The sequence below is a fragment of the Mycetocola reblochoni REB411 genome, from assembly GCF_900163835.1.
In the GTDB taxonomy this organism is placed as follows: domain Bacteria; phylum Actinomycetota; class Actinomycetes; order Actinomycetales; family Microbacteriaceae; genus Mycetocola_B; species Mycetocola_B reblochoni.
The window spans coordinates 179,480-202,490 of the sequence record NZ_FUKR01000032.1; the positions used below are offsets into that span (position 1 = coordinate 179,480).

Here is a 23,011-nt window from a genome sequence, read left to right on the forward strand (position 1 = left end):
GGGCGGCCCGGTCCGTCCTTCACACGGCTGTCCGGCGACACGGTTCGCGCCGCCGGACAGCCGTCCGCGCCGCGACGGGGTCAGGCGCGGACGAACCCGTCCAGCTCGTCGACGACACCGACCTGACCGTCCTCGCTCCGGATGACGAACTCGTTCCCCCGCTCGGCGACGACGAGCGCCCACGCGGCGGGAGTGATCATGAACAACGGCCGCCCCGTCGCCTCGTCGACCACCTGCCGGGGAACGGGGGGAAGCACCCAGAACGGCTCCGGCGGCAGCACCGACGGGGCCGCCGACTCGGAGACGTCCGCGAGTCCGGTCGTGCCCGACTCGGCCGAGACGTGACCGCCCGCGGGCATCGGCGCCGGACCGTCGACCTCGCCGTCGAAGATCTCGCCGTCGTCGCCCGCACCGCTGTGGGCCGCCGCGTCTGCCGCCATGCGGGCGTCGGCCTCGGCGAGGACACGCACCGACTCCTCCGCCGTCAAGCCGTCGCTCGCGCGGCGCCGATAGCGCGGCGCCGGCTGACGCCAGCGCCCGCCGGGAACGAGCCCCGCACCACGGACGATCGACCCCGACGCGGCGCGCCTGGCCACCGGGTGCGCCTGCGAGGCGGGACGGGACGCGAACTCCGCCCGGAACGCCGGGAGCACCGGCGCGACGACGGTGACCGTCAGGAGCACGACCGCGAGAACCGCTCGCGCCGTGAGCAGTCCCCCCGCAGACCGCCCGTCGCCCGCGTCGAGGGCGACGGCGACCGTGGCGACGGACGCCGCGACCGACATCATCTGGTCGGGAGAGAACGACCCCCACCGCCAGCTCCTGTTCGGTCTGATCCGACGGAGCACCAGCATCGACGCCGCCAGCGCCAGCAGGACGACGGAGACGATCGCGGCACCGGCATCCGTGCCGTGCGCATCGACGACCGTGAACACCCCGAGACCGATCAGCACCGCGGAGGCGAACACGGCCACCGTCTCACGCGGGGTGAGCCCATCACCACGCCGTGTGCCCTGCCCGACTCCGCCCGCGACGACGGCCGCCACGGGCGCCTCCGACGTCGATACGTCCGCCATCACCACGATTGTCCCCCCGAAAAACCCTGACGTTCCGCAGCCCCGGGAACACCGCACGGTGACACGCTGCACACCCCGACACACTGCGACGGCGACCCCCCGGTCGCCCACCCAGATCCTAGCTCAGCCCAGGCAGTTCGGGCCGAGCAGAGACTTCAGCTCCCCGAACAAATCGGCACTGACCTTGACCGGATGCGGGATCTCGAACACGCGGGCCGTCTCGCCCTTCACCAGCTTGAGCCTGACCTCGGTCGGGCCGCTGTGCCGATCGAGGATCTCTGCCAACGCCGACACGGTCGCGTGGGTGGCGCGGGTCTCGGACACGTAGAAACTGACCTGCGCGACGTCGCCCTGCTGCTCGATGACCGGGGTGGAGATGCTGTTCGCGTGCAGGTTCATCCCGTCGTCACGTCGGCTCACCCGTCCGCGCACGACGACGATGTTGTCCGCGACGAGCGCGTGCTGGAACTCCTGGTACGCCTTGCCCATGAACATCACGGTGATCTCGCCGCCGAAGTCCTCGACCTGGATCATGCCGTACTGGTTGCCCGAGGTCTTCGCCGTCCGGTGCTGCACGGAGGTGACGAGCCCCGCGATCGTGACCTGCTCGCCGTCCGCCACGGTCTCCGAGGCGAGCAGCTCCGCCAGGCCCGTCGAGGCCGCCTTCGCCAGCTGCACCTCCAGACCCGCCAGGGGGTGATCGGAGACGTAGAGCCCGAGCATGTCCCGCTCGAAGGCGAGCTTGTCGCGCTTGCTCCACTCGGGACGGACGGGGATGGCGGACATCGCCTCGTCCTTCTCGCCCTCGTCGAAGAGGCTGTCGAAGTCGAAGCCGACCTGCCCCTTCGCCTCGTTGCGCTTCTCCGACACGGCCGACTCCACCATGCCCTCGTGCACCTCGACCAGCGCCCGACGCGATGAGCCCATGTCGTCGAAGGCTCCCGCCTTGATCAGCGATTCGACCGTGCGCTTGTTGGCCGCCTGGAGCGGCACCTTCTTGAGGAAGTCGGAGAAGGAGTCGAACCGCCCCTTCTCCGTCCGCGCCTGGACGATGCCGTCGACGACGTTGTAGCCGACGTTGCGGACGGCGCCCATTCCGAAACGGATGTCCTCACCGACGGCGCGGAAGAAGCCGATGGACTCGTTGACGTCCGGCGGCAGCACCTGGATTCCCATCCGGCGGCACTCGTTCAGGTAGAGCGCCATCTTGTCCTTGGAATCGGCGACGCTGGTCAGCAGTGCGGCCATGTACTCGGCGGGGAAGTGCGCCTTCAGGTACGCGGTCCAGTAGGAGACCAGGCCATAGGCCGCGGAGTGCGCCTTGTTGAACGCGTAATCCGAGAACGGGAGCAGGATGTCCCAGAGCATCTTCACGGCCTCGTCGGAGTAGCCGTTGCTCTTCATCCCACCCTCGAAGCCGGCGAACTGCTTGTCCAGCTCCGACTTCTTCTTCTTTCCCATGGCACGACGCAGGATGTCGGCCTGGCCGAGCGAGAAGCCGGCGACCTTCTGCGCGATCGCCATCACCTGCTCCTGGTAGATGATGAGGCCGTAGCTGGTCGACAGGATGTCCTTGAGCGGCTCGGCCAGCTGCGGATGGATCGGCGTGATGTCCTGCTGGCCGTTCTTGCGCAGCGCGTAGTTGATGTGCGAGTTCGCCCCCATCGGGCCCGGACGGTACAGCGCGATGACGGCGGAGATGTCCTCGAAGTTGTCCGGTTTCATCAGTCGGAGCAGCGACCGCATCGGCCCGCCGTCGAGCTGGAACACGCCGAGCGTGTCACCGCGGGACAGCAGCTCGTACGCCGGGCGGTCGTCGAGCTCGAGCTCCTCGAGCACGGGGCGGAAGCCGCGGTTGGACTCGATGTTGTTCAGCGCGTCCTCGATGATCGTCAGGTTGCGCAGCCCGAGGAAGTCCATCTTGATCAGCCCGAGCGACTCGCAGGCCGGGTAGTCGAACTGGGTGACGATCTGGCCGTCCTGCTCCCGCTTCATGATCGGGATGATGTCGATGAGCGGATCGGAGGACATGATGACGCCCGCCGCGTGGACGCCCCACTGCCTCTTGAGGTTCTCGATGCCCAGAGCCGTGTCGAAGACGGTCTTCGCCTCGGGGTCCGTCTCGACGACGGTCCGGATGTCGACCGCCTCCTTGTACCTCGGGTGGGAGGGGTCGAAGATCCCTGTCAGCGGGATGTCCTTGCCCATGACGGGCGGCGGCATCGCCTTCGTCAGCTTCTCCCCCATGCCGAAGGGGAACCCGAGAACGCGGGAGGAGTCCTTCAGTGCCTGCTTGGCCTTGATCGTGCCGTAGGTGACGATCTGGGCGACGCGGGCGTCGCCGTACTTGTCGGTGACGTAGCGGATGACCTCGCCGCGCCGCCGGTCATCGAAGTCGACGTCGAAGTCGGGCATGGAGACACGGTCGGGGTTGAGGAAGCGCTCGAAGATCAGACCGTGCTCGAGCGGGTCGAGGTCGGTGATGCGCATCGCGTACGCCGCCATCGAGCCCGCACCCGAACCACGACCGGGTCCGACGCGGATGCCGTTGTCCTTGGACCAGTTGATGAAGTCGGCGACGACGAGGAAGTAGCCGGGGAACCCCATCTGCACGATCACGCCAACCTCGTAGTCGGCCTGCCGCCTCACCGCGTCGGGGATGCCGTTGGGGTAGCGGAAGTGCAGCCCCTTCTCGACCTCCTTGACGAACCAGCTCTCCTCGTTCTCGCCCTCGGGGACGGGGAAGCGGGGCATGAAGTTCGCCTTGGTGTTGAAGCTGACGTTGCAGCGCTCGGCGATCGCGAGGGTGTTGTCGCAGGCGTCGGGGAAGTCCCTGAACAGGTGCCGCATCTGCTCGGCCGACTTGAGGTAGAACTCGTCCGCGTCGAACTTGAAGCGGTTGGGGTCGTCGAGGGTGCTCCCCGACTGGACGCACAGCAGTGCCGCGTGGCTCTTCGCGTCCTCCGCGTGCGTGTAGTGCAGGTCGTTCGTGGCGACGAGCGGGAGCCGCAGGTCCTTCGCCAACGTCAGCAGGTCCGCCCTGACGCGCTTCTCGATGCCGATCCCGTGGTCCATGAGCTCGCAGAAGAAGTTCTCCCGCCCGAAGATGTCCCGGAAGTCGGCGGCCGCCTGACGCGCCTCCGCGTACTGTCCCAGACGCAGCCGGGTCTGGATCTCGCCACCAGGACACCCCGTCGTAGCGATGAGCCCGTTGGAGTACGTGCTGAGCAGGTCACGATCCATGCGGGGCTTGAAGTAGTACCCCTCGATCGACGCGAGCGACGACATCCGGAACAGGTTGTGCATGCCCTCGTTCGTCGAGGACAGCAGCGTCATGTGCGTGTAGGCGCCGCTGCCGGAGACGTCGTCTCCCCCGCCGTCTCCCCAGCGCACCCGGGTCCTGTCGCCGCGCGCGGTTCCGGGTGTGAGGTAGGCCTCCGTCCCGATGATCGGTTTGAGGCCCGCGTTCGTCGCCGTGCGCCAGAAGTCGAAGGCGCCGAACATGTTGCCGTGGTCGGTCACGGCGACGGCGGGCATCCCCTGGGCGACGGCGGCGTCGACGAGCGGCGAGATCCGCGCCGCCCCATCGAGCATCGAGTACTCACTGTGGACGTGCAGATGCACGAAAGACTGGGAAGACGTGGCCACCACACTCCGAATTCAGCTCGCGGTAAGTGTCAATCCTAACCGCTCGCCCCGGTCGTCGGCGAGGCGAGCACACCGGTCCGCGCGCCGGATGCCGTGCCCCGTCGACGCGATCGGGCCGGAGGGCTCAGTCGCGTTCGAGAATCGTCAGGGCGTCCCTGAGATCCACGGGGTAGGGCGACTCGAAGACGACGTCCTCGCCCGTGCCCGGGTGCACGAAGCCGAGCCGGTGGGCGTGCAGCCATTGCCGGTGTAGCCCGAGACGCTCCGCCAGGCTCGGGTCGGAACCGTAGAGAGGATCGCCGACGCAGGGATGCCGCTGCGCTGCCATGTGCACCCTGATCTGGTGGGTACGGCCGGTCTCCAGGTGGACCTCGAGGAGGGTGGCGTACGGGAACGCCTCCAGCGTCTCGTAGTGCGTCACCGAGGGCTTGCCCTGTGCCGTGACCGCGAACTTCCAGTCGTGGCGCGGATGACGCCCGATCGGCGCGTCGATCGTCCCGCTGAACGGGTCGGGGTGCCCCTGGACGACCGCGTGGTAGATCTTGTCGACCTCGCGGTCGTGAAACGCCCGCTTGAGCCCGATGAAGGCACGCTCGCTCTTAGCGACGACCATCAGCCCGCTCGTGCCCGCGTCGAGCCGATGCACGATTCCCGCGCGCTCGGACGGCCCCAGCTGAGCCACCTGATACCCGCCGGCCGCGAGGGCACCGAGGACGGTCGGGCCCGACCAGCCGACGCTGGGGTGGGCAGCCACGCCGGCCGGCTTGTCGACGACGACGATGTCGTCGTCGTCGTACACGACGCCGAACCCGGCGACCGACTCCGCGACGACCTCCGGCTCTCGTCGCGGCTCCCACGCGACGTCGAGGGTGTCGCCGCTGTGAACCCTGTCCGACTTGACGGCCAGCCTGCCGGCAATCGCCGCGCCGTCCGATACCAGGATCTCCGCGGCGAAACTGCGCGACAGACCGGTCAGGTGGGCGATCGCCTGGTCGGCACGCGCGCCGTCCAGCTCGTCGGGCACGACGAAGGATCTGCTCTCCATCAGGAGGACACGTCCGTCCCCGTGCCGGGACGCTCGTCGTCTCCGGCGGCAGGAGATGCAGTCTGTCGCGACGTCTCGCGACTGCCGTCCAGATTGACGCCGCGCAGCGTGAGCAGCACGAGCAGGATCATGCTCGACACGATGCAGATGTCGGCCACGTTGTAGATCGCCGGCATCATCCACGGTGTCGAGATGAAGTCGATGACGTGTCCGAGACCGAACGACGGCTCGCGGACGAGCCGGTCGGTGAGGTTGCCCAGCACTCCCCCGAGCAAGAGACCGAAAACGACCGCCCACGCCGGCGAGGCGATCCTGCGGGCGAAGACGATGATGAACACGACCACGGCCGACGCCAGGATCGAGAAGATCCAGGTGGAGCCCGACGCCATCGAGAACGCTGCTCCGGGATTGCGGACGAAGTGGAGGACGAGCGCCTCACCGAGAACAGGGATCCTCTCCCCCTCGGTCATCGACGTGACGACGGCCTGCTTGGTCAGCTGGTCGACGAGGTACGCGACGACGGCGACAACGCCGAGGAGGGCGAGGGCTACACGCCCCGCCCTCCTCTGTGAAGCTTCGGTCACGCCGAGGCGGAGTCGCTGCCCGCGAAGGCGGACGGCGACTGCTTGTCCTCGTCGAGCTCGCTCAGCTGCGACTCGATGTAGGAGCGCAGCTTCTGACGGTACTCCCGCTCGAACTGACGCAGCTGATCGATCTTCTTCTCGAGAACACCACGCTGCTCGTTGAGCTTGGCCATCTGCTCGCGCTGCGTGGCCTCGGCCTCCGCGATCACGCGTGCGGCGGTCGCGTGCCCCTCGGCCACGAGCTGGTCGCGCTTCTCGGCGCCCTCGCGGACGTGCTCGTCGTGCAGACGGCGGGCCAGCTGCAGCAGGCTGGCGGAGCTCTCGGAGTCGTCCTCGCCCGAGGAAGCGGCGACCGGAGCCGCGGCCACGGGGGCGGGCGTGGCGGGAACGGCGGAGACCGGCGCGGGGGTCTCGGCGGTGCCCGTCGACTGCTCGGCCTGCGCGAGGCGCTCGGTCAGCTCCTGGTTCTCCTGGTTGAGTCGACGGAGTTCGACGACCACCTCGTCGAGGAAGTCGTCCACCTCGTCCTGGTCGTATCCCTCACGGAACTTGGTCTGCTGGAACTGCCTGTTAACGACATCTTCCGGAGTCAGCGCCATGGCTTTGCCACCCTTTACTTCGATTGACTTGTTGCAAACGCGTTCACGCTAGCAAACGGTACGCATGACCGGCTGAACCCGGGTTCAACCAGCCACCTCTTACATTACTACCCGGTCACACACCGCTTCTGATCACGTTGGCGATGGTCATCGCGACGATAACACCGAGCATTGTGATACTCCAACCGAAGTCCAACGCCACCTGGCCGAAGCGCATCGGCGGGAGGAGCTTGCGGAAGAACCTGATCGGAGGATCGGTCACCGTGAAGACGATCTCGGCTGCCACGACGCCGGCGCCCTTGGGCCGCCAGCCGGGGTTCACCGAACGCATCAGCTCGAGGATGAACCTCGCCCACATGATGAAGAAGTACAGGAGCAACGCGAAATACAGGACGTTGCCCAGAAGGACCCGCACGAGTGTCACAGCGGCGCGGCGCTACTGCGCGAAGAAGGTGCTGGGGTCCTGCGCGTCGGCCGGAGCGGCCTCGTCGCCGAGCACGGAGATGTGCTCGGGAGACAGCAGGAAGACCTTACCCGTGACGCGCTCGATCTTGCCGTTGAGCCCCTGCGACAGTCCGCTGGCGAAGTCGATCAGGCGACGCGCATCGCCCTCGCTCATCTGCGACAGGTTGATGATGACGGGAATGCCGTCGCGGAAGGTCGCGGCGATGCCCTGCGCGTCCTTGTACTGCTTGGGGTGCACCGTGAGGATCTCGTTGAGACCGGCCGGGGCCGCCTGACGGGTGACCGTCGTCTTACGCAGCGGCGTGACGGACGCGCGCGGCGCAGGCGCGGGCACCGCGGCGGGCGCAGCCGCCGGCTGCTCGGCGACGGGCTGCTTCGCCGCGGGGCGTTCGGCAGCCTCCTGCTGCTCGACCAGCTCCTCCTCGGCAAGTCCCAGGTACACCATCGTCTTCTTCAGCGGGTTGCTCATCGCGTCCTCCGTGTTTGCAGGTCTTCGTTTCGAGGCTATCGGCGCTCGGGCCGGTTGCCGGTAATGGCGCTCCCGATCCGCAGGTGTGTCGCGCCCTCCGCGATGGCGTCTTCGAAGTCAGCCGACATGCCGGCCGAGATCGAGGCCGCACCGGGATGACTCCGCACGAGCGCGTCGGAGAGTGCTTTGAGCCGGGCGAAGGCTCGACGCGGCTCCTCGTCGAGCGGCGCGACGCCCATGACGCCGACGAGGTCGAGCCCGGGGGTGCCCGCGACGCGATCGGCGAACGCCGACAGCTCGCCGGACGACAGTCCGCCCCGACCGGGGTCGCTCGTCAGGTTCACCTGGATGAACACGCTCGTCGACGGCCCGTCATCATGCGCGAGCGCGGTTCGCAGGCTCTCGCGGTCGAGGGAGTGGATCCACCGGCTGAACCTCTGGACGCGCCGCGCTTTCTTGGACTGCAGCTGGCCGATGAAGTGCCAGCGCAGATCCAGATCCTCGAGCTCCTGCGACTTCGCGGTCGCCTCCTGCTCCCTGTTCTCGCCGACGTCGAGGAGCCCGGCCTCGGCGAGTTCACGGACCAGTGATGCGGGATGGAACTTGGTGACCGCGATGGTCGTCAGCTCGGATGGGTCGCGACCGGCGAGACGCGCAGCGGCGGAGACGCGCTGGCGGACATCCGCCAGGCGCTCCGCCACCGTGCCGGAGGTCACTTCAGGAAGTCGGGGATGTCGAGATCGTCGTCGTCCGCGAAGCCGGGGTCGGCCGCAGCCTGCGGGGTCGACGAGCGCTCCTCGCGAACGCTCCAGGTCTTCGCCGGGGCGGCCTGCTCAGACGACTCCCCCGCCTCGTCGGCGGGGGTCTCGATGGCACCGGACACGGTCTCCTCGACCACGACGTGACGGCTCTGCGGCTCGCCGCCGTCGAAGCCCGCAGCGATGACCGTGACGCGGACCTCGTCGCCGAGGGTGTCGTCGATGACGGCACCGAAGATGATGTTCGCCTCGGGGTGCACCGCCTCCTGGACCAGACGCGCCGCGTCGTTGATCTCGAAGATTCCGAGGTTCGATCCGCCCTGGATCGCCAGAAGCACACCGTGTGCGCCCTCGATGCTGTCCTCGAGCAGGGGCGAGGCGACGGCGAGTTCCGCGGCCTTGATCGCACGGTCGGCGCCACGCGACGAGCCGATTCCCATCAGGGCCGAGCCTGCGCCCTGCATGACCGACTTCACGTCGGCGAAGTCCAGGTTGATCAGGCCGGGAGTGGTGATGAGGTCGGTGATTCCCTGAACACCGGCGAGTAGCACCTGGTCGGCGGTGGAGAAGGCCTCGAGCATGCTGATGCCGCGGTCGCTGATCTCGAGGAGCCGGTCGTTCGGCACCACGATGAGGGTGTCGACCTCTTCCTTCAGCGTGGCGACGCCCTGCTCGGCCTGTGCCTGACGGCGACGGCCCTCGAAACCGAACGGCTTGGTGACGACACCGATGGTCAGCGCGCCGATCGACTTGGCGATGCGTGCGACGACCGGCGCACCACCGGTGCCGGTCCCGCCGCCCTCACCCGCGGTGACGAAGACCATGTCGGCACCGGCGAGGGCCTCCTCGATCTCCTCCGCGTGGTCCTCTGCCGCACGGCGCCCGACCTCGGGGTCCGCACCGGCGCCGAGCCCTCGTGTGAGCTCCTTGCCGACGTCGAGCTTGACGTCGGCGTCGCTCATGAGCAGCGCCTGCGCATCGGTGTTGATGGCGATGAACTCCACACCCCGGAGGCCGAGCTCGATCATTCGGTTGACCGCGTTGACACCACCGCCGCCGATGCCGACGACTTTGATGACCGCAAGGTAGTTCTGATTGTTTGTCACGTCGGGCCTCCGTAGATAACCTTCAACCTTTACCTAAGGCTTAAAGTTATGCTGAGTATGCATTTCCATAACCGACGGTAGGGCCAGCGTGACCACCGCGGCAGGCGCGAGTAGGCGTGTCGCGAATATTGCGGCGCAACTCGCCCCTACGAGGTCAGCGGCACGTCCGGAGACGAGACGTCGTAGCCCTTCGCATCCGGGAAGTTCGCCTGCAGCGCCTCGAGCACGCGCCCCTTCAGCGCCGACTCCTCCGCGCTCCCCCACGCCACGGTCTGCCCGCCGTCCAGACTCAGCGTCACGCTGTCCGTCGTCGCCGCCTGGACACGATCGACACGGGACGCCACATCCTCGGGCAGGGAACGAAGCACCTCGGACGCCGCGACGAAGCCACGCCCCTGCGTCCCCCCGTCGACCACGATGAGCGGGACGCCCTCCGGCCTGTCCCCTGTCACCTCGACGACGACGCCGGCCCCATCGACGACCGAGAAACGCGAGTCCGATTCGAGCGCGCCGATCGGCGTGCGCTCGACGATCCGGACCACGAGCTCGCTCGGAGGGCGGGCCTCCAACTGGTAGGTCTCGATCAGGGGGAAGGAGATGAGCGCGGCCTTCACCTCGGCCTCGTCCACGAACGGGAAGGGGCGACCGAGCTGGTCCGACAGCGCTGCCTCGACTCGCGAGACGTCGACACGGTCCGCGCCGATGACACTGACCTCGCGCACCGAGAAGATCGGCGTGTAGCTGAGCGCCAGCGCCAGCGCGCCGACCCCCGCGACGGCAGCGGCACCCACCAGCCACCAGCGGCGCGGGCCCCTCGACCGCGAGGTGAACCGTCGCGCCTCCCGGCGGACCGGGCGCGGCGCACGAGACGCACGGCGCCTCCGGGGAAGGCGGGGCGCGTCCGTGGGCCCGCTGAACCGCTCATCCGCGGTGTGCCCCCGACCCGCGTCGACGACGATCGGATCGGTGGTCGGTTCACTCCGCCCGATACGCGTTCCGGACGGCGACTCTCCCCGCGGCAAGCGGGCAGACGCGTCGCTCGTCGAGCCGGACGCCCCCGGCGACCGGTCGGCATCGGGCGACGTCGGAACGGTCGGGATCGCCGACGCCGCACGTCGTGACCTGGCCCTGGCCGAGAGCAGGTCGACCGGCGCCTGCTCAGGCGCCTGATCCGGCGCCGACCCGGAGGGTGCACTCTGCTCCTCGTCACCGGGCTCGTCGCCGGGGCGGGGTCCGAAACCGGGGGGACGCTTCACCGATCAGGCCCCGTCGGTGCCGAGGGCCTGCAGCAGCTGAGGCACGATGCGGTAGACGTCACCGCAGCCGAGGGTGATCACGAAGTCGCCGTCCCCGGCGACCTCGGCGGTACGGACCGCCGCCTCGTCCCAGTCGGGGACGAAGGAGACCCGGTCCTGGTCGACGAAACGCTCGGACACCAGGCGGCCCGTCACTCCGGGCACCGGGTCCTCCCTGGCACCGTAGACGTCGAGAACGATCGTGTGGTCGGCGTAGCGCTCGAGCACCTCCGCGAACTCCGCGGACATCGCCTGCGTGCGCGAGTAGGTATGCGGCTGGTGCACCGCGATGATCCGTCCCGAGCCGATCACGTCCCGTGCGGCGGACAGCGCGGCCGCGACCTCGGTCGGGTGGTGGGCGTAATCGTCGTAGACGCTGACCCCTCGGCGGACACCGTGGAGCTCGAAACGCCGCTTGGTGCCGCCGAAACCGGCGATCGCCTCGAGTGCGGGCTCGGCGTCGAAGCCGAGACCGACGAGAACCGCCAGCGCACCGACGGCGTTCACCGCATTGTGACGGCCAGGCACACGGAGTGTCGCGCTCAGCCGGCGACCGCCGATCTCCACCGTGAAGGACGCCAGGCCGGAGTCAGCGACCTCGACGAGGCGCACGTCTGCCCCCTCCGCCTCGCCGAAGGTGACCACGTTGCGGTGCGTGAGCCGCTCGCGCACACGCGTGGCCCCCGCGTCATCCGCGGAGATCACCACGAGCTCGCTCGCGTGGTCGGCGAAACGGACGAAGGCGTCGTCGAACGCCTCGCGCGTGCCGTAGTGGTCCAGGTGGTCGGCGTCCACGTTCGTGATCAACGCGATCGCGGTGTGGTAGAGCAGGAACGAGCCGTCCGACTCGTCGGCCTCGATCACATAGAGCGGGTCGGTTCCGGCGCCGCTGGACACCCCGAGCGACTCGATCACGCCGCCGTTGACGAAGCTGGGCGAGGCACCGAGACCGAGCAGCCCGGTCACGATCATCCCCGTCGATGTCGTCTTGCCGTGGGCGCCGGCGACGGAGACCAGCCGGGTGCGGCCGATGAGCCAGGCGAGCGCCTGCGAGCGGTGCAGCACGGGGATCCCGCGGCGAAGCGCCTCCACGTACTCGGGGTTGTCCAGCCAGAGGGCCCCGGTGACGACCAGGGTGTCGGCGTCGCCGAGGTTCTCGGTCGCGTGCCCGATCGCAACCGGAACGCCGTCGGCGCGCAGCGCCTGAACCGCCGCGGAGTCGCGGGTGTCGGAGCCGGTGACGACGATGCCCGCGCGATGGAACATCTGCGCGATGCCGCTCATCCCCGACCCGCCGATACCGGCGAAGTGCACACGTCCGAGATCGTCGGGGATCGTCATCTCAAGGTCTGGTTTGATCATGGTCTAGCTCTCTGCTCGTGCTCGTCGCCGTTGTGTCCCAGGGTATTACGCGGGTCTGGGAGCCCCGTTCGCTCAGCGGCCGGCGATACTGTCTGCGATCAGATCGGCCATGAGCTCCGACCCGTGCCGTGTGCCGGTCGAGGCAGCCCTCTCCCCCATCACTCGGAGACGGTCGGGGTCGGTCAGCATCGGGACGACCGTCCCGCGCAGCCACTCCGGAGTGAAGTTGGCGTCGTCGACGAGCACCGCGCCGCCCGCGGCAACCGACTCCGCCGCGTTGAACCGCTGCTCGCCGTTGCCGACGGGGTACGGGATGTAGACCGCGGGGATGCCGAGGGCCGACAGCTCGCTCACCGTCGACGCCCCCGCCCGCGAGATCACCAGGTCGGCGAGGGCCAGGGCGAGGTCCATGCGATCGCAGTACGACAGGACGCGGTAGTCGTCATCCCCCTCCGGCTGGCGGATGTCGCTGCGCCCGCCCACGATGTGCAGCACCTGATATCCGGCCGCCATCAGATCGCCCCGCCCGGTGAACACCGTGGAGTTGACGCTGCGCGCGCCCAGTGAGCCCCCGGTGACAAGCACGACGGGTCGCGACGGATCGAGGCCGAAGGCCGCGGCCGCCTCTCCGCGCACCGACGCACGATCGAGACCGGTGATCTCCGGACGGAGCGGCATCCCGACGAAGCGGGCGTTGCGCAGAGGCGTGCCGCGGAAGGCCACGCCGACGAAGGGCGTGTACCGCTGCCCCAGCTTGTTGCCGAGGCCGGGCTTCGCGTTGGCCTCGTGGATGCTCAGCGGGACGCCCGTGCGTTTGGCGGCGGCGTACGCCGGAACGGCGGCGTAGCCGCCGAACCCGGCGACCGCGTCGATCCCGCGATCGCGGATCAGTGCGGAGACGGTCGCCACCGCCCGCCGGTAACGACCGGGGAAACGCAGGGCGTCTCCGTTCAGCCTGCGGGGGAACGGCAGCTTGGGAATCGTCGCCAGCTCGTAGCCCCGCTCGGGGACGAGTCGCGCCTCGAGGCCCTCCGCCGTCCCGAGCACCACGACCTCCGCACCCGGCTCCCTGCGCATCAGCTCGTCGGCCGTGGCGAGGAGGGGGTTGACGTGGCCGGCAGTTCCGCCGCCCGCGAGGAGGTATCTGGTCACTCGGTGGCCTTCCGTGTCGTCGACGTGACGGTGATCGTGTCGTGGTCGGGCGTCGATCTCTCCCTGGTGAACGAGAGCACGATCCCGATGGCCAGCGCCGTCGTCAGCAGCGCGGTCCCACCCGACGACAATAGCGGCAGCGGGACGCCGAGGACCGGCAGCAAACCGAGCACGACGGCGATGTTCACCGCCGCCTGACTCAGCAGCCACACGGACACGCCGCCGGTCACGATCCGGACGAACGGGTCGGACGACCGCGTGATGATGCGCATGAAGACGACGGCGAGCAGGCCGAACAGCAGCAGCACGGCGACCGCCCCGATCAGGCCGAGTTCCTCGCCGATCAGCGCGAAGATGTAGTCGTTGTGGATCGCGGGCAGCCAGTACTTCTCGCGCGAGTTGCCCAGCCCCAGGCCGAACACTCCCCCGCTGGCCAGCGCCCAGGTCCCGTGCAGCGGCTGGAAGCAGAGGTTCGTGTAGTCGGAGCACCCCTCCTGCAGGAAGGTGCTGATGCGGTTGAGGCGGTTGGGGCTGGTCATCACGAAATACGCCGCGACAATGCCGCCGAGGACGACGGGGATGAGCAGGTGCCTGACCTTGACCCCGGCGAAGATCAGACAACCGAACACCACGAACGTCATGACGATCACCGTGCCGAGGTCGTGCCCGGCCAGGACGAGACCGAGCGCGAGGGCCGCGACCGGAACGACGGGGATGAGCACGTGCCGGAACTGCCCGATCAACGGCTGCTTCGCCGCGAGGACCGCTCCGATCCAGACGGCGAGAGCGACTTTGACCAGCTCGGCCGGCTGCAGGCTGAAGGAGTCGCCGATCGTGATCCAGGCCCTGTTGCCGTCGATCTCCTCGCCGAGCGGCGTGAAAACGAGCAGCTGGAGCAGGAGGGCGAATCCGAGCATCGGCCACGCGATGCGCTTCCAGAAGCGGACAGGGGCCAGCGAGGAGACGACGAGGACGATGAGTGCGCCGACCACGAACGCGATCTGCCTGACGATGGTCAAGACGAAGCCGCCCGTGTTGCCGTAGCTGCGGCCGGTGCTCGCCGAGATCCCCATGATCAGGCCGATCACCAGCAGCAGGCCGGTCACGCCGAGCAGCAGGTAGAAGTCGACCGACTGAACCCGGAACAGCCGGTCGACCCGGACCTTCACCGCCGAGGCGACGCTGCGCTTAGAGGTCGTCTGCTGCTCGGTCATCGCCGTCCTTCCGCGTGCGCGACCGCACGGCGTCGGCGAAGCGCTCGCCCCGGTCTGCGTAGTCGCGGAACTGGTCCATGGACGCGGCCGAGGGCGCCAGGAGAACGACGTCGCCCGGCGCGGCCAGACCCGATGCGATCGAGACCGCCTCCGCCATCACGTCGACGCCGTCGGCGCCGATGACCTCGGCGACGGGAACGCCCGGCGCGTTGTCCGCGAAGGCGCGCAGGATCCCGTCCCGCTCGATGCCGATGACGACCGCGCCCTTCAGCCGGGAGCGGTGCCGGGCGATGAGCTCGTCCAGTTCCACGCCCTTGAGCAGACCGCCGAGCACCCACACCACCGAGGGGTAGGCCGACAGCGAGGCGTGCGCGGCGTGGGGGTTCGTCGCCTTGGAATCATCCACCCAGCGGACGCCGTCCGCGTCGGCGACGAGCTCGATGCGGTGCGGGTCGAGCCGGAACGTCTCCAGTGCCTGGGCGATCGCCTGCACCGGCACGCCCGCGGCCCGTGCCAGGGCGCTGGCGGCGAGGATGTTGGCGACGATATGGGGCGCGGCGAGGCCGAGCCTGTCGAGCTCCGCCAGGGTGGTGATCTCCAGCGCACTCGTGCGCCTGTCGTCGAGGAACGCCCGATCGACGAGGATGCCGTCGACCAGTCCCATGCCGCTCGGGCCGGGGACGTCGAGGCCGAATCCGATCGCCCTCGCCCCCTCGACCACGTCCGCCTCGGCGACCATCCGCTCGGTCGCCGCGTCGGCACGGTTGTAGACGCACGCGACGCGGGTGTTGCGGTACACGAGGGCTTTGGCGTCGCGATAGGCGGCCGCGCCGCCGTGCCACTCGAGGTGGTCGTCGGCGAGGTTGAGGCAGACGGAGGCCAGCGGCGTCACGGCGATCGCGCTCGGCGAGCTGCCCAGGTAGTGCAGCTGGTGACTGGAGAGCTCGACGACGAAGACGTCGAAGCCTGCCGGGTCGCGCACCGCGTCGAGCACGGGGACGCCGATGTTGCCGCACGGCGCCGGGCGCAGTCCCGCCGCGGCGATCATGCTCGCCGTCAGCTCGGTCGTCGAGGTCTTGCCGTTCGTGCCGGTGACGAGGATCCACTCGGCGGGGTCTCCATGCTTGTCGCGCACCCGCCAGGCCAGCTCGATGTCGCCCCAGACGGGCACACCCGACTCCGCCGCCCAGCGCACGACCCCGTGCCGCGGGGTGAAGCCGGGGCTGACGACGAGGACCTCGGGCGCGAAGTCGATGAGCCCGGCCGGCACGACGTCGCCGAGCGGGTCGACGAGCAGCTCCGCCCCAATCACCGGTACGAGGCGCGCACGCTCCGACTCGCCCTCGGGGGCGACGACCAGCACCTCGGCACCCAGCTCGGTCAGGGTGTCGGCGACCGAGAAACCGGTCACGCCGAGGCCGATCACGCCGACCCGCAGACCCGACCAGTCGGCGTGCCAGCTATCGAGCGCGCCGAGGTCGCGGCTCATCGGGAGATCCACTCGACGTAGAAGGCTCCGACACCGGCGCAGACGAACAGCCCGGCGACGATCCAGAACCGCACGACGACGGTGACCTCGGCCCAGCCCTTCAGCTCGAAGTGGTGGTGGATCGGGCTCATGCGGAAGATGCGCTTGCCGTGGGTGACCTTGAAGTACGCCCGCTGCACGATGACCGATCCGGCCTCGATGATGAACAGTCCGCCGATGAGCAGCAGCAGCAGCTCGGTGCGGGTCACCATCGCCAGCGCCACCACCGCGCCGCCGAGGGCCATCGAGCCGGTGTCGCCGAGGAAGATCTGGGCGGGAGAGGTGTTCCACCACAGGAAGCCGACGAGGGCGCCGCAGATGGCCGCGGCGACGACGGCGACGGAGAGCGGGTCGCGGACGTCGTAGCACTTGTACGCCAGCTCCTCGGCGAGGGCGGGCGAGAAGCACGACTGGTTGTACTGCCAGAACCCGATGATCACGTAGGAGCCGACCGCGAGGATCGACGCGCCGGTCGCGAGGCCGTCGAGCCCGTCGGTCAGGTTGACCGCGTTCGAGGTGGCCGTCACGAGCAGGGTCGTCCAAAGCAGGTAGACGACGATGCCGATCGCGATCGGGCTGATCAGGAGCAGGTTGAGGTCGAGGTCGCGGGTGAACGAGATCGCCCCGCTGACCGGTGTCGCGCCCTGAGCGTTGGGGAAGTTGATCGCGAGCAAACCGAAGACGACCGCCACGAGCACCTGCCCGACGATCTTCGCCCAGCCGCCGAGACCGAGGCTCTGCTGCTTGCGCGTCTTCATGAAGTCGTCGATGAAGCCGACGAGACCGAGTCCGACCATCATCAGGAGCACGAGCAGGGCGGACACCGTGAACGAGTCGCCGGTGATGAGGATCGCCGCGACGTAGCCGAAGATGGAGGCCAGGATGACGACGATGCCGCCCATCGTGGCGGTGCCCCGCTTGGAGTAGTGCGACTTGGGGCCGTCGGAGCGGATGAACTGGCCCCACTGCAGCTTGTGGAACAGATTGATGAACACCGGGGTGAGCGTCAGCGTGAACAGCAGCGCGAGCCCGGCGGCGGTGAGCAGTGCGATCACGCGAACGCCTCCCCGAGCCGGTCACCGAGGAAACGGAGCCCGGCGGAGTTGGACGACTTCACCAGCACGGTGTCGCCGGGGCGGAGGATGCGTCGGAGCAGCTCGAAGGCCTCGTCCTGAGTGTCTGTGTACACCGACTCACCATCCCACGAACCCTCGTTGATGGCCGTGATATGCAGTCGGCGAGCCTCGGGTCCGACGACCACGAGCTGGTCGATTCCGAGACGGACGAGCTGGAGCGCGACGCGGTCGTGCTCCTCGCCGGAGAACTCGCCGAGCTCGCTCATCACGCCGAGCACGGCGATGCTGCGGCGGTCGGGCCCGGTGATCTGCGCGAGCGTGCGCAGGGCGGCGGCCATCGAGTCGGGGCTCGCGTTGTACGCGTCGTTGATGACGGTGACGCCGTCGGCGCCCCCGCCGAGCACCTCCATCCGCCAGCGTTCGGCTCGGGTGATCTCGGACAGGGTCGCCGCGATGTCGGCGGTGGGAACCCCGAGCTCGGTTGCCGCCGCCGCCGCCGCGATGGCGTTGTAGACGTGGTGCTCGCCGAGCACCCGCAGGTGGACGGGTGCGGTCTGGTCATCGATCACGAGCGTGAAACGGGTGCCGTCCCTGCCCGAGACGACGTCCTCCGCTCGCACAGAGGCGTCGGCGCCGAGCCCGAACAGGCGCACGCGTGCCGAGGTGGCGTCACGCATCGCCAGAACGCGGCGGTCGTCGGCGTTGAGGACGGCGACCGCGTCCTCAGCCAGGTCGGCCACCATCTCGGTCTTCGCCTTCGCCGTCGCCTCGATGCCGCCGAAGCCGCCGGCGTGGGCCAGGCCGACCTTGAGCACGACTCCGATGTCGGGGACGGCCATCCGCACGAGCTTCGCGATCTCGCCCGGTGCGCTCGCCCCCATCTCGGCGACGAGGTAGCGGGTCGACTCGGTGATGCGCAGCATCGTCAGGGGTGCGCCGACCCAGTTGTTGAACGAGGCCTTCGCGGCCACGGTCTCGCCGTGGCGCTCGAGGATCGCGGCGAGCATGTTCTTCGTCGTGGTCTTGCCGTTCGACCCGGTGATCCCCACGACGCGGAGCGCACCCCCCGCGTGCACCCTGGCGACGACCGCCCGGGCGAACTCGCCGAGCGCGAGCACGACGTCGGCGACGACGATCTGCGCGATCTCCTCGTCCAGCTCGCGTTCGACGATCGCGAGCACGGCGCCGGCCTCGCGGGCGGCGCCGACGAACAGGTGACCGTCGGTCTCCTCCCCCGGCTTGGCGACGAAGATCCCCCCGGGCCGCATGAGCCGGGAGTCGGTGTCCACGACCCCGTCGACGACGGCGTCCGCAGGGAGGGTGCTCTCACTGGTGACGAGGGTTCCGCCGACGATCTCGGCGATCTCGGCGATGCTCAGTTGTATCATTTCCGTTCTTCCCGTCCGGTGCGCCGTGCGCGCCCGGACGTCAGGGGCGGTGCTGTGGTCCGCCCGCTCATCATGCTATTTCCAATAGCCGGGATAGTCAGATCCCGGGGTGGTCGAGGGCGGGATCTCGTAGTGCTTGATCACCTGGGTCACGGCCTGCTTGAACACGGGCGCCGCCGCCGCGGAGGACAGCAGGGTGAGGGGGTCTTTGAGGTGAACCGTGACCACGTACTCCGGATCGTCGGCGGGGACCATGCCCGCCATCGAGGCGAAGAACGTCGTCTTCAGGGTACCGGCCTCGTCGAACTGCTCGCCGGTCCCCGACTTGGCGGCGACACGGTAGCCGGGAAGCGTCAGGTCGTCGGCGAGGAACCCGTCAGTAACCACCGTCTCCATCATCTTGCGGGTCTCCTGCGCGGCCGCCGCGGAGATGACCCGCTCGCCGTCGGAGTCGTCCGTGGTCATGCTCGTCTCACCGTCGGCCGTCTCGCAGCCCTCGATGAGCTGCAGGGGCAGCTTGACGCCGTCGTTGGCGACGGCCTGGAAGGCGTTCGCCACCTGCATCGCCGACGTCGAGACGCCCTGCCCGAACATCGGAGTGTAGTAGCTCTGCCCCGTCCACTCGGAGACGGGCCGGAGGATCCCCGAGGCCTCACCGGGGAATCCGATCGCCGTCGGCTGGCCGAAGCCGAACTTCGTCAGGTACTCGTAGCGCTTCTCCGGGCTGAGCTTCTCACCGAGCTGGCTGAGCCCCGTGTTCGAGGACTGCTGGAGCACGCCGGCGAGCGTGAGGTTCTCCGGATCGTGCGGCAGCGCGTCCTTGATGTTCGCGCCGTTGGGGGCGTGGTACCAGTAGTCGGCCACGACGCGGGAGCTGTGGTCGGCCACGCCGGCGTCGACCAGCGATGCCGCCGTCAGCGCCTTGAACACGGAGCCGGGCTCGAAGGTGCCTTGGAAGGCCAGCGAGCCCTGGTACTTGCTGTCCGTGGCGGTGAAGTCGTTGGGGTCGACGGCACTCGACTCGGCGATGGCCCTGACCTTGCCCGTCTTCGCCTCGGTGACGACGATGATGCCGTACTCGGCCTTCGTCTGCTCGACCTGCGAGGACACCAGCTGCTGCATGTACCAGTTGAGGTCGCTATCGATGGTCAGCGTGACCGTTCCGCCATCGACCGGCTCGTGGTCGATCTGCGTGGTGCCCGGCAGGGCGACGTTGTCGGTCGTGCGCTGGAAGCTGGTCTGGCCGTTGGTCCCCGACAGGCAGGAGTCGGCCATGAGTTCGACCCCGGCGAGGGACTCCTCGTTGTCACCCGAGCGGAACCCCACCACGTTCCCCGCCACCGCCCCGTCGGGGTAGACGCGCTTGTCGGCCTGCTCGTAGTACAGCCACGGGATTCCCAGCTCGGGCAGCGCGAGCCGTTGCTCGGAGTCGAGGCCCGTCGCCAGGACGGCGTAGTTCGACGCGGGGTCCTTCTCCAGCGCCGCGTCGATCGTGTCCCGCATGTCGGACGCAGAGGTGCCCGTGATCTCGGCGACCGAGTCGAGCATCTCGTCGACGGTCACCGTCGTCGTGGTGCCGTCGGCGTTGCGCACCTTCTGGTCGGCGACGTCCTTGGGCGAGGTGGTCAGGCTGAACTGGGTCACCGACTCGGCGAGCACCTCGCCGTTCGTGTCCACGATGTCGCCCCTGTGCGCTTGGATCCTTGTCACCCCGGTCGTCTTCTCGTGGGCTGCCGCGACCAGCGCGTCGGCCCTGACCACCTGCAGGTCGAACAGCCGGAACGAGAACACGAGGATCATCGCCATCACGCCGGCGATGATCAGGAATCCCCGGCGCCTGGCGGTGACGAGCGCGGATCGTGCCATGGCGGTACCTTCCTCCCCCTGCCCTCGATCGCGCTGATCAGCGCGTGACGGGAGTGGGCAGACCGTCGTCCAACGATACGTCTCCGCTGGCGGTGGCCGTCGACGACGAGCCGTCGACCGGCGCCGTCTTCGCCGAATCCTCGGCGTCGAGGAGGGAGTTGCCGACCATGCCGGCGTCACCGAACGGCACGGCGGCGTCGTCGGTCGCCGCTCCGGGCACGCCGAGCACCGCGCTGTCGCTCAGGCGGAGGTAGGCGGGAGAGCCGTCGACGATCATGCCCATCTCCTGGGCCTGCCTGGCGATGTTCTGCGGCGAGGAGATCGTCTGAACGTCCTCGTTGAGGTCTTGCAGCGTCCAGCCCAGGTTGCGCTCCTGCGTCTGCAGCGCGGAGATCTCGTAGGCCCCGTGGCTGAGCGCCGTCCCGAGCACGAGCTGCGCGACGATGATCAGTCCGAGCCCGCCGAGCGCGGTCAGCGTCGCGGTGAGCCGGGGCCGTCGGCGTGAGCCGGGCGCGTCGGGCACGGCGGTGATGTGCCGTTCGGGCGCGGGGTTGTCGACCGGAAGCCCGCCGGGAAGCAGCTCGGGTGCGAGAGCGGTGGATGTGGCGCTCATGCGCGGTCCTTCCTGACTCGTTCGACGGCGCGCAGGCGCACCGGCTTCGATCGTGGGTTCCTGTCCTGCTCGTCCTGATCGGCCAGCTCGGCTCCTCTGACCAGCGCCCGGAACCGGGGCGCGTGCTCGGGAAGCTCCACTGGGAGGTCGCGCGGTCCCGTCGAGGCCGTCGCGGCCGCGAAGGCCCGCTTGACGATCCGGTCCTCGAGGGACTGGTACGACATGACGACCACCCGGCCGCCGAGCACGGTCCGCTCGAGCGCGAGCGGGATGGCGGTCTCGAGGACCTCGAGCTCGCGGTTCACCTCGATGCGCACCGCCTGGAACACCCGCTTCGCCGGGTGCCCCGCACGCTGAACGGCGCGAGGGGTGGCGTTCTGGATGATGTCGACGAGCGCCGCCGAGTCCGCAATGGGAGCGGTACGACGCGCGGAGACGATCGCCCTGGCGTAGCGCGGGGCGAGCTTCTCCTCGCCGTACTCGTAGAAGATGCGCCGCAACTCGTGCTCGTCGTAGCCGTTGACCACCTCGTGGGCGGTGAGCTCGGCCGTGCGGTCCATGCGCATGTCCAACGGCGCGTTCCGGGAGTAGGAGAACCCTCTGCCGTCCTCGTCGAGCTGGAAGGAGGAGACGCCGAGGTCGAAGAGGTACCCGTCGGCCTCGCCGACGCCGGCGACCTCGAGTGCCTCGTCGATGCCGTCGTACACCGTGTGCACGGGGATCAGCCGGTCGCCGAAGCGCTCCAGACGCCGCGAGGCGATGTCGAGCGCGTCCGTGTCCCGGTCGAGGCCGACGACCCGGAGCGAGGGGAAACGCTCGAGCAGCACCTCGGTGTGACCGCCCATGCCGAGCGTGGCGTCGACGACGACGGCGCCCTCGTGCCCGATCGCGGGGGCGAGGAGCTCGATGCAGCGCTCGAGCATGACGGGGATGTGGATGTCTGAGAGAGCCATGGTCGTTCGGACCGATCTGGTCCCAGATCCCCATCCATCCCGACCTGGCATCGGGGAAGAGTGCCAGGGCGTATGGCTGGGCGTCTGAGTCCAGATCAGAACAGTCCGGGGATCACCTCCTCATCGGTGTTGGAGAACGCCGCCTCCTGGGCGGCCAGGTAGGTGTCCCATGCCTCGCTGTCCCAGATCTCGGCGCGGTTGCCCGCCCCGATCACGGTCAGTTCGCGGTCGAGCCCGGCGTAGCCGCGCAGGGCGGAGGGGACGGTGATCCGGTTCTGCTTGTCGGGGCTCTCGGAGTGCGCACCGGAAAGGAACACGCGCAGGTAGTCGCGTGCCTGCTTGCTCGTGACGGGCGCCTGGCGGATCTTCTCGTGCATCTGCTCGAACTCGCGCTGGCTGAACACGTAGATGCAGTTCTCCTGCCCTCGCGTCATCACCACTCCCCCAGCCAACTCGTCACGGAACTTGGCGGGAAGGATGATGCGCCCCTTCTCGTCGAGCTTGGGCGAGTACGTGCCGAGCAGCATGTCCACCCCTCTCGCTCCACCAAGCTTCCCGTTGGCTCCACTTTACTCCACCTCATGGGAAAAAGCTCGACAAACGCGCAGAAAAACGCGAGCCGTCCGATCATGATCGCTGTATTTACGGGCGAGAATGCCGGTGGAGATAAGTGGAGTGAAAAAGCAGCCTCCACCACTCGACGCCGCGCCGCGCCGAGGGTCGGTGCCGCGGCGGCCCGGTTCCGGCCGCAGAAATCGCGGATCACGGCGACGACGACCGTCGATCGCTCCACCGCCGGGGCGAACGGAGTCTT

The 23,011-nt window shown here is 68.8% G+C and carries 21 protein-coding genes; 1 reads left to right on the forward strand and 20 read right to left on the reverse strand.

Annotation, left to right across the window (positions count from 1 at the left end; genetic code table 11):
• Positions 1-80: 80 nt before the first annotated feature.
• The 10 genes from FM119_RS05790 to FM119_RS13860 form a co-directional block, all read right to left on the reverse strand.
• Positions 81-1,076, reverse strand: coding sequence for a hypothetical protein (locus FM119_RS05790; protein WP_087136728.1), 996 nt, complete (start codon positions 1,074-1,076; stop codon positions 81-83).
• Positions 1,077-1,199: 123 nt separating this feature from the next.
• Complete coding sequence (dnaE, locus tag FM119_RS05795; protein WP_087136729.1) at positions 1,200-4,670, reverse strand: DNA polymerase III subunit alpha; 3,471 nt, start codon at positions 4,668-4,670, stop codon at positions 1,200-1,202.
• Positions 4,671-4,848: 178 nt separating this feature from the next.
• The gene (locus tag FM119_RS05800; RefSeq protein WP_087136730.1) at positions 4,849-5,769 is read right to left on the reverse strand and encodes an RluA family pseudouridine synthase; all 921 of its coding nucleotides are present in this window, start codon (positions 5,767-5,769) and stop codon (positions 4,849-4,851) included.
• Complete coding sequence (lspA, locus tag FM119_RS05805; protein WP_087136731.1) at positions 5,769-6,353, reverse strand: signal peptidase II; 585 nt, start codon at positions 6,351-6,353, stop codon at positions 5,769-5,771. Before lspA ends, FM119_RS05800 begins: the two co-directional genes overlap by 1 nt.
• Positions 6,350-6,952: a DivIVA domain-containing protein gene (locus FM119_RS05810; protein WP_087136732.1), complete on the reverse strand. Its 603-nt coding sequence runs from the start codon at positions 6,950-6,952 to the stop codon at positions 6,350-6,352. The genes lspA and FM119_RS05810 overlap by 4 nt, the downstream gene beginning before the upstream one ends.
• 115 nt (positions 6,953-7,067) lie before the next feature.
• On the reverse strand, positions 7,068-7,376 hold the full coding sequence (locus tag FM119_RS05815; protein ID WP_179205221.1) for a YggT family protein: 309 nt from the start codon (positions 7,374-7,376) through the stop codon (positions 7,068-7,070).
• Positions 7,377-7,388: 12 nt separating this feature from the next.
• Complete coding sequence (locus tag FM119_RS05820; RefSeq protein ID WP_087136734.1) at positions 7,389-7,886, reverse strand: cell division protein SepF; 498 nt, start codon at positions 7,884-7,886, stop codon at positions 7,389-7,391.
• A gap of 35 nt (positions 7,887-7,921) precedes the next feature.
• Positions 7,922-8,602 carry a YggS family pyridoxal phosphate-dependent enzyme gene (locus tag FM119_RS05825; RefSeq protein ID WP_087136735.1) on the reverse strand — a complete coding sequence of 227 codons (681 nt, stop codon included), beginning with the start codon at positions 8,600-8,602 and terminating at the stop codon, positions 7,922-7,924.
• The gene (gene ftsZ, locus FM119_RS05830) at positions 8,599-9,750 is read right to left on the reverse strand and encodes a cell division protein FtsZ (RefSeq protein WP_087136736.1); all 1,152 of its coding nucleotides are present in this window, start codon (positions 9,748-9,750) and stop codon (positions 8,599-8,601) included. Before ftsZ ends, FM119_RS05825 begins: the two co-directional genes overlap by 4 nt.
• Before the next feature lie 146 nt (positions 9,751-9,896).
• On the reverse strand, positions 9,897-10,541 hold the full coding sequence (locus FM119_RS13860; protein ID WP_179205223.1) for a cell division protein FtsQ/DivIB: 645 nt from the start codon (positions 10,539-10,541) through the stop codon (positions 9,897-9,899).
• Between the two features lie 175 nt (positions 10,542-10,716).
• Here FM119_RS13860 and FM119_RS13865 point away from each other — a divergent pair, with 175 nt between their 5' ends.
• Positions 10,717-10,920: a hypothetical protein gene (locus tag FM119_RS13865; RefSeq protein WP_179205225.1), complete on the forward strand. Its 204-nt coding sequence runs from the start codon at positions 10,717-10,719 to the stop codon at positions 10,918-10,920.
• An 89-nt stretch (positions 10,921-11,009) separates the two neighbouring features.
• On the opposite strand, the gene murC is transcribed toward FM119_RS13865, so the two are convergent.
• The 10 genes from murC to mraZ all read right to left on the reverse strand — a co-directional run bounded on the left by murC (position 11,010) and on the right by mraZ (position 22,724).
• Positions 11,010-12,407 (reverse strand): UDP-N-acetylmuramate--L-alanine ligase, encoded by a 1,398-nt coding sequence (gene murC / locus FM119_RS05840; RefSeq protein WP_087136738.1) that lies wholly within the window; start codon positions 12,405-12,407, stop codon positions 11,010-11,012.
• 72 nt (positions 12,408-12,479) lie between these two features.
• The gene (locus FM119_RS05845) at positions 12,480-13,559 is read right to left on the reverse strand and encodes a UDP-N-acetylglucosamine--N-acetylmuramyl-(pentapeptide) pyrophosphoryl-undecaprenol N-acetylglucosamine transferase (protein ID WP_087136739.1); all 1,080 of its coding nucleotides are present in this window, start codon (positions 13,557-13,559) and stop codon (positions 12,480-12,482) included.
• Entirely contained in the window at positions 13,556-14,773 is a 1,218-nt protein-coding gene (locus tag FM119_RS05850; RefSeq protein WP_087136740.1) for a peptidoglycan glycosyltransferase FtsW, read from the reverse strand. Before FM119_RS05850 ends, FM119_RS05845 begins: the two co-directional genes overlap by 4 nt.
• Positions 14,748-16,262, reverse strand: a complete 1,515-nt coding sequence (gene murD / locus FM119_RS05855) for a UDP-N-acetylmuramoyl-L-alanine--D-glutamate ligase (protein ID WP_087136741.1) — start codon at positions 16,260-16,262, stop codon at positions 14,748-14,750. Before murD ends, FM119_RS05850 begins: the two co-directional genes overlap by 26 nt.
• Entirely contained in the window at positions 16,259-17,356 is a 1,098-nt protein-coding gene (gene mraY / locus FM119_RS05860; protein ID WP_087136742.1) for a phospho-N-acetylmuramoyl-pentapeptide-transferase, read from the reverse strand. The genes murD and mraY overlap by 4 nt, the downstream gene beginning before the upstream one ends.
• A complete protein-coding gene (locus FM119_RS05865) occupies positions 17,353-18,765 on the reverse strand; it encodes a UDP-N-acetylmuramoyl-tripeptide--D-alanyl-D-alanine ligase (protein ID WP_087136743.1) in 1,413 nt (470 codons plus the stop codon). The genes mraY and FM119_RS05865 overlap by 4 nt, the downstream gene beginning before the upstream one ends.
• 75 nt (positions 18,766-18,840) lie before the next feature.
• Positions 18,841-20,631 (reverse strand): peptidoglycan D,D-transpeptidase FtsI family protein, encoded by a 1,791-nt coding sequence (locus FM119_RS05870; protein ID WP_087136744.1) that lies wholly within the window; start codon positions 20,629-20,631, stop codon positions 18,841-18,843.
• 37 nt (positions 20,632-20,668) lie between these two features.
• Positions 20,669-21,244 (reverse strand): cell division protein FtsL, encoded by a 576-nt coding sequence (ftsL, locus tag FM119_RS05875; protein ID WP_087136745.1) that lies wholly within the window; start codon positions 21,242-21,244, stop codon positions 20,669-20,671.
• Positions 21,241-22,197 (reverse strand): 16S rRNA (cytosine(1402)-N(4))-methyltransferase RsmH, encoded by a 957-nt coding sequence (gene rsmH / locus FM119_RS05880; RefSeq protein ID WP_087136746.1) that lies wholly within the window; start codon positions 22,195-22,197, stop codon positions 21,241-21,243. The genes ftsL and rsmH overlap by 4 nt, the downstream gene beginning before the upstream one ends.
• Positions 22,198-22,292: 95 nt before the next feature.
• Entirely contained in the window at positions 22,293-22,724 is a 432-nt protein-coding gene (gene mraZ, locus FM119_RS05885) for a division/cell wall cluster transcriptional repressor MraZ (RefSeq protein ID WP_087136767.1), read from the reverse strand.
• Between the last annotated feature and the right edge of the window lie 287 nt (positions 22,725-23,011).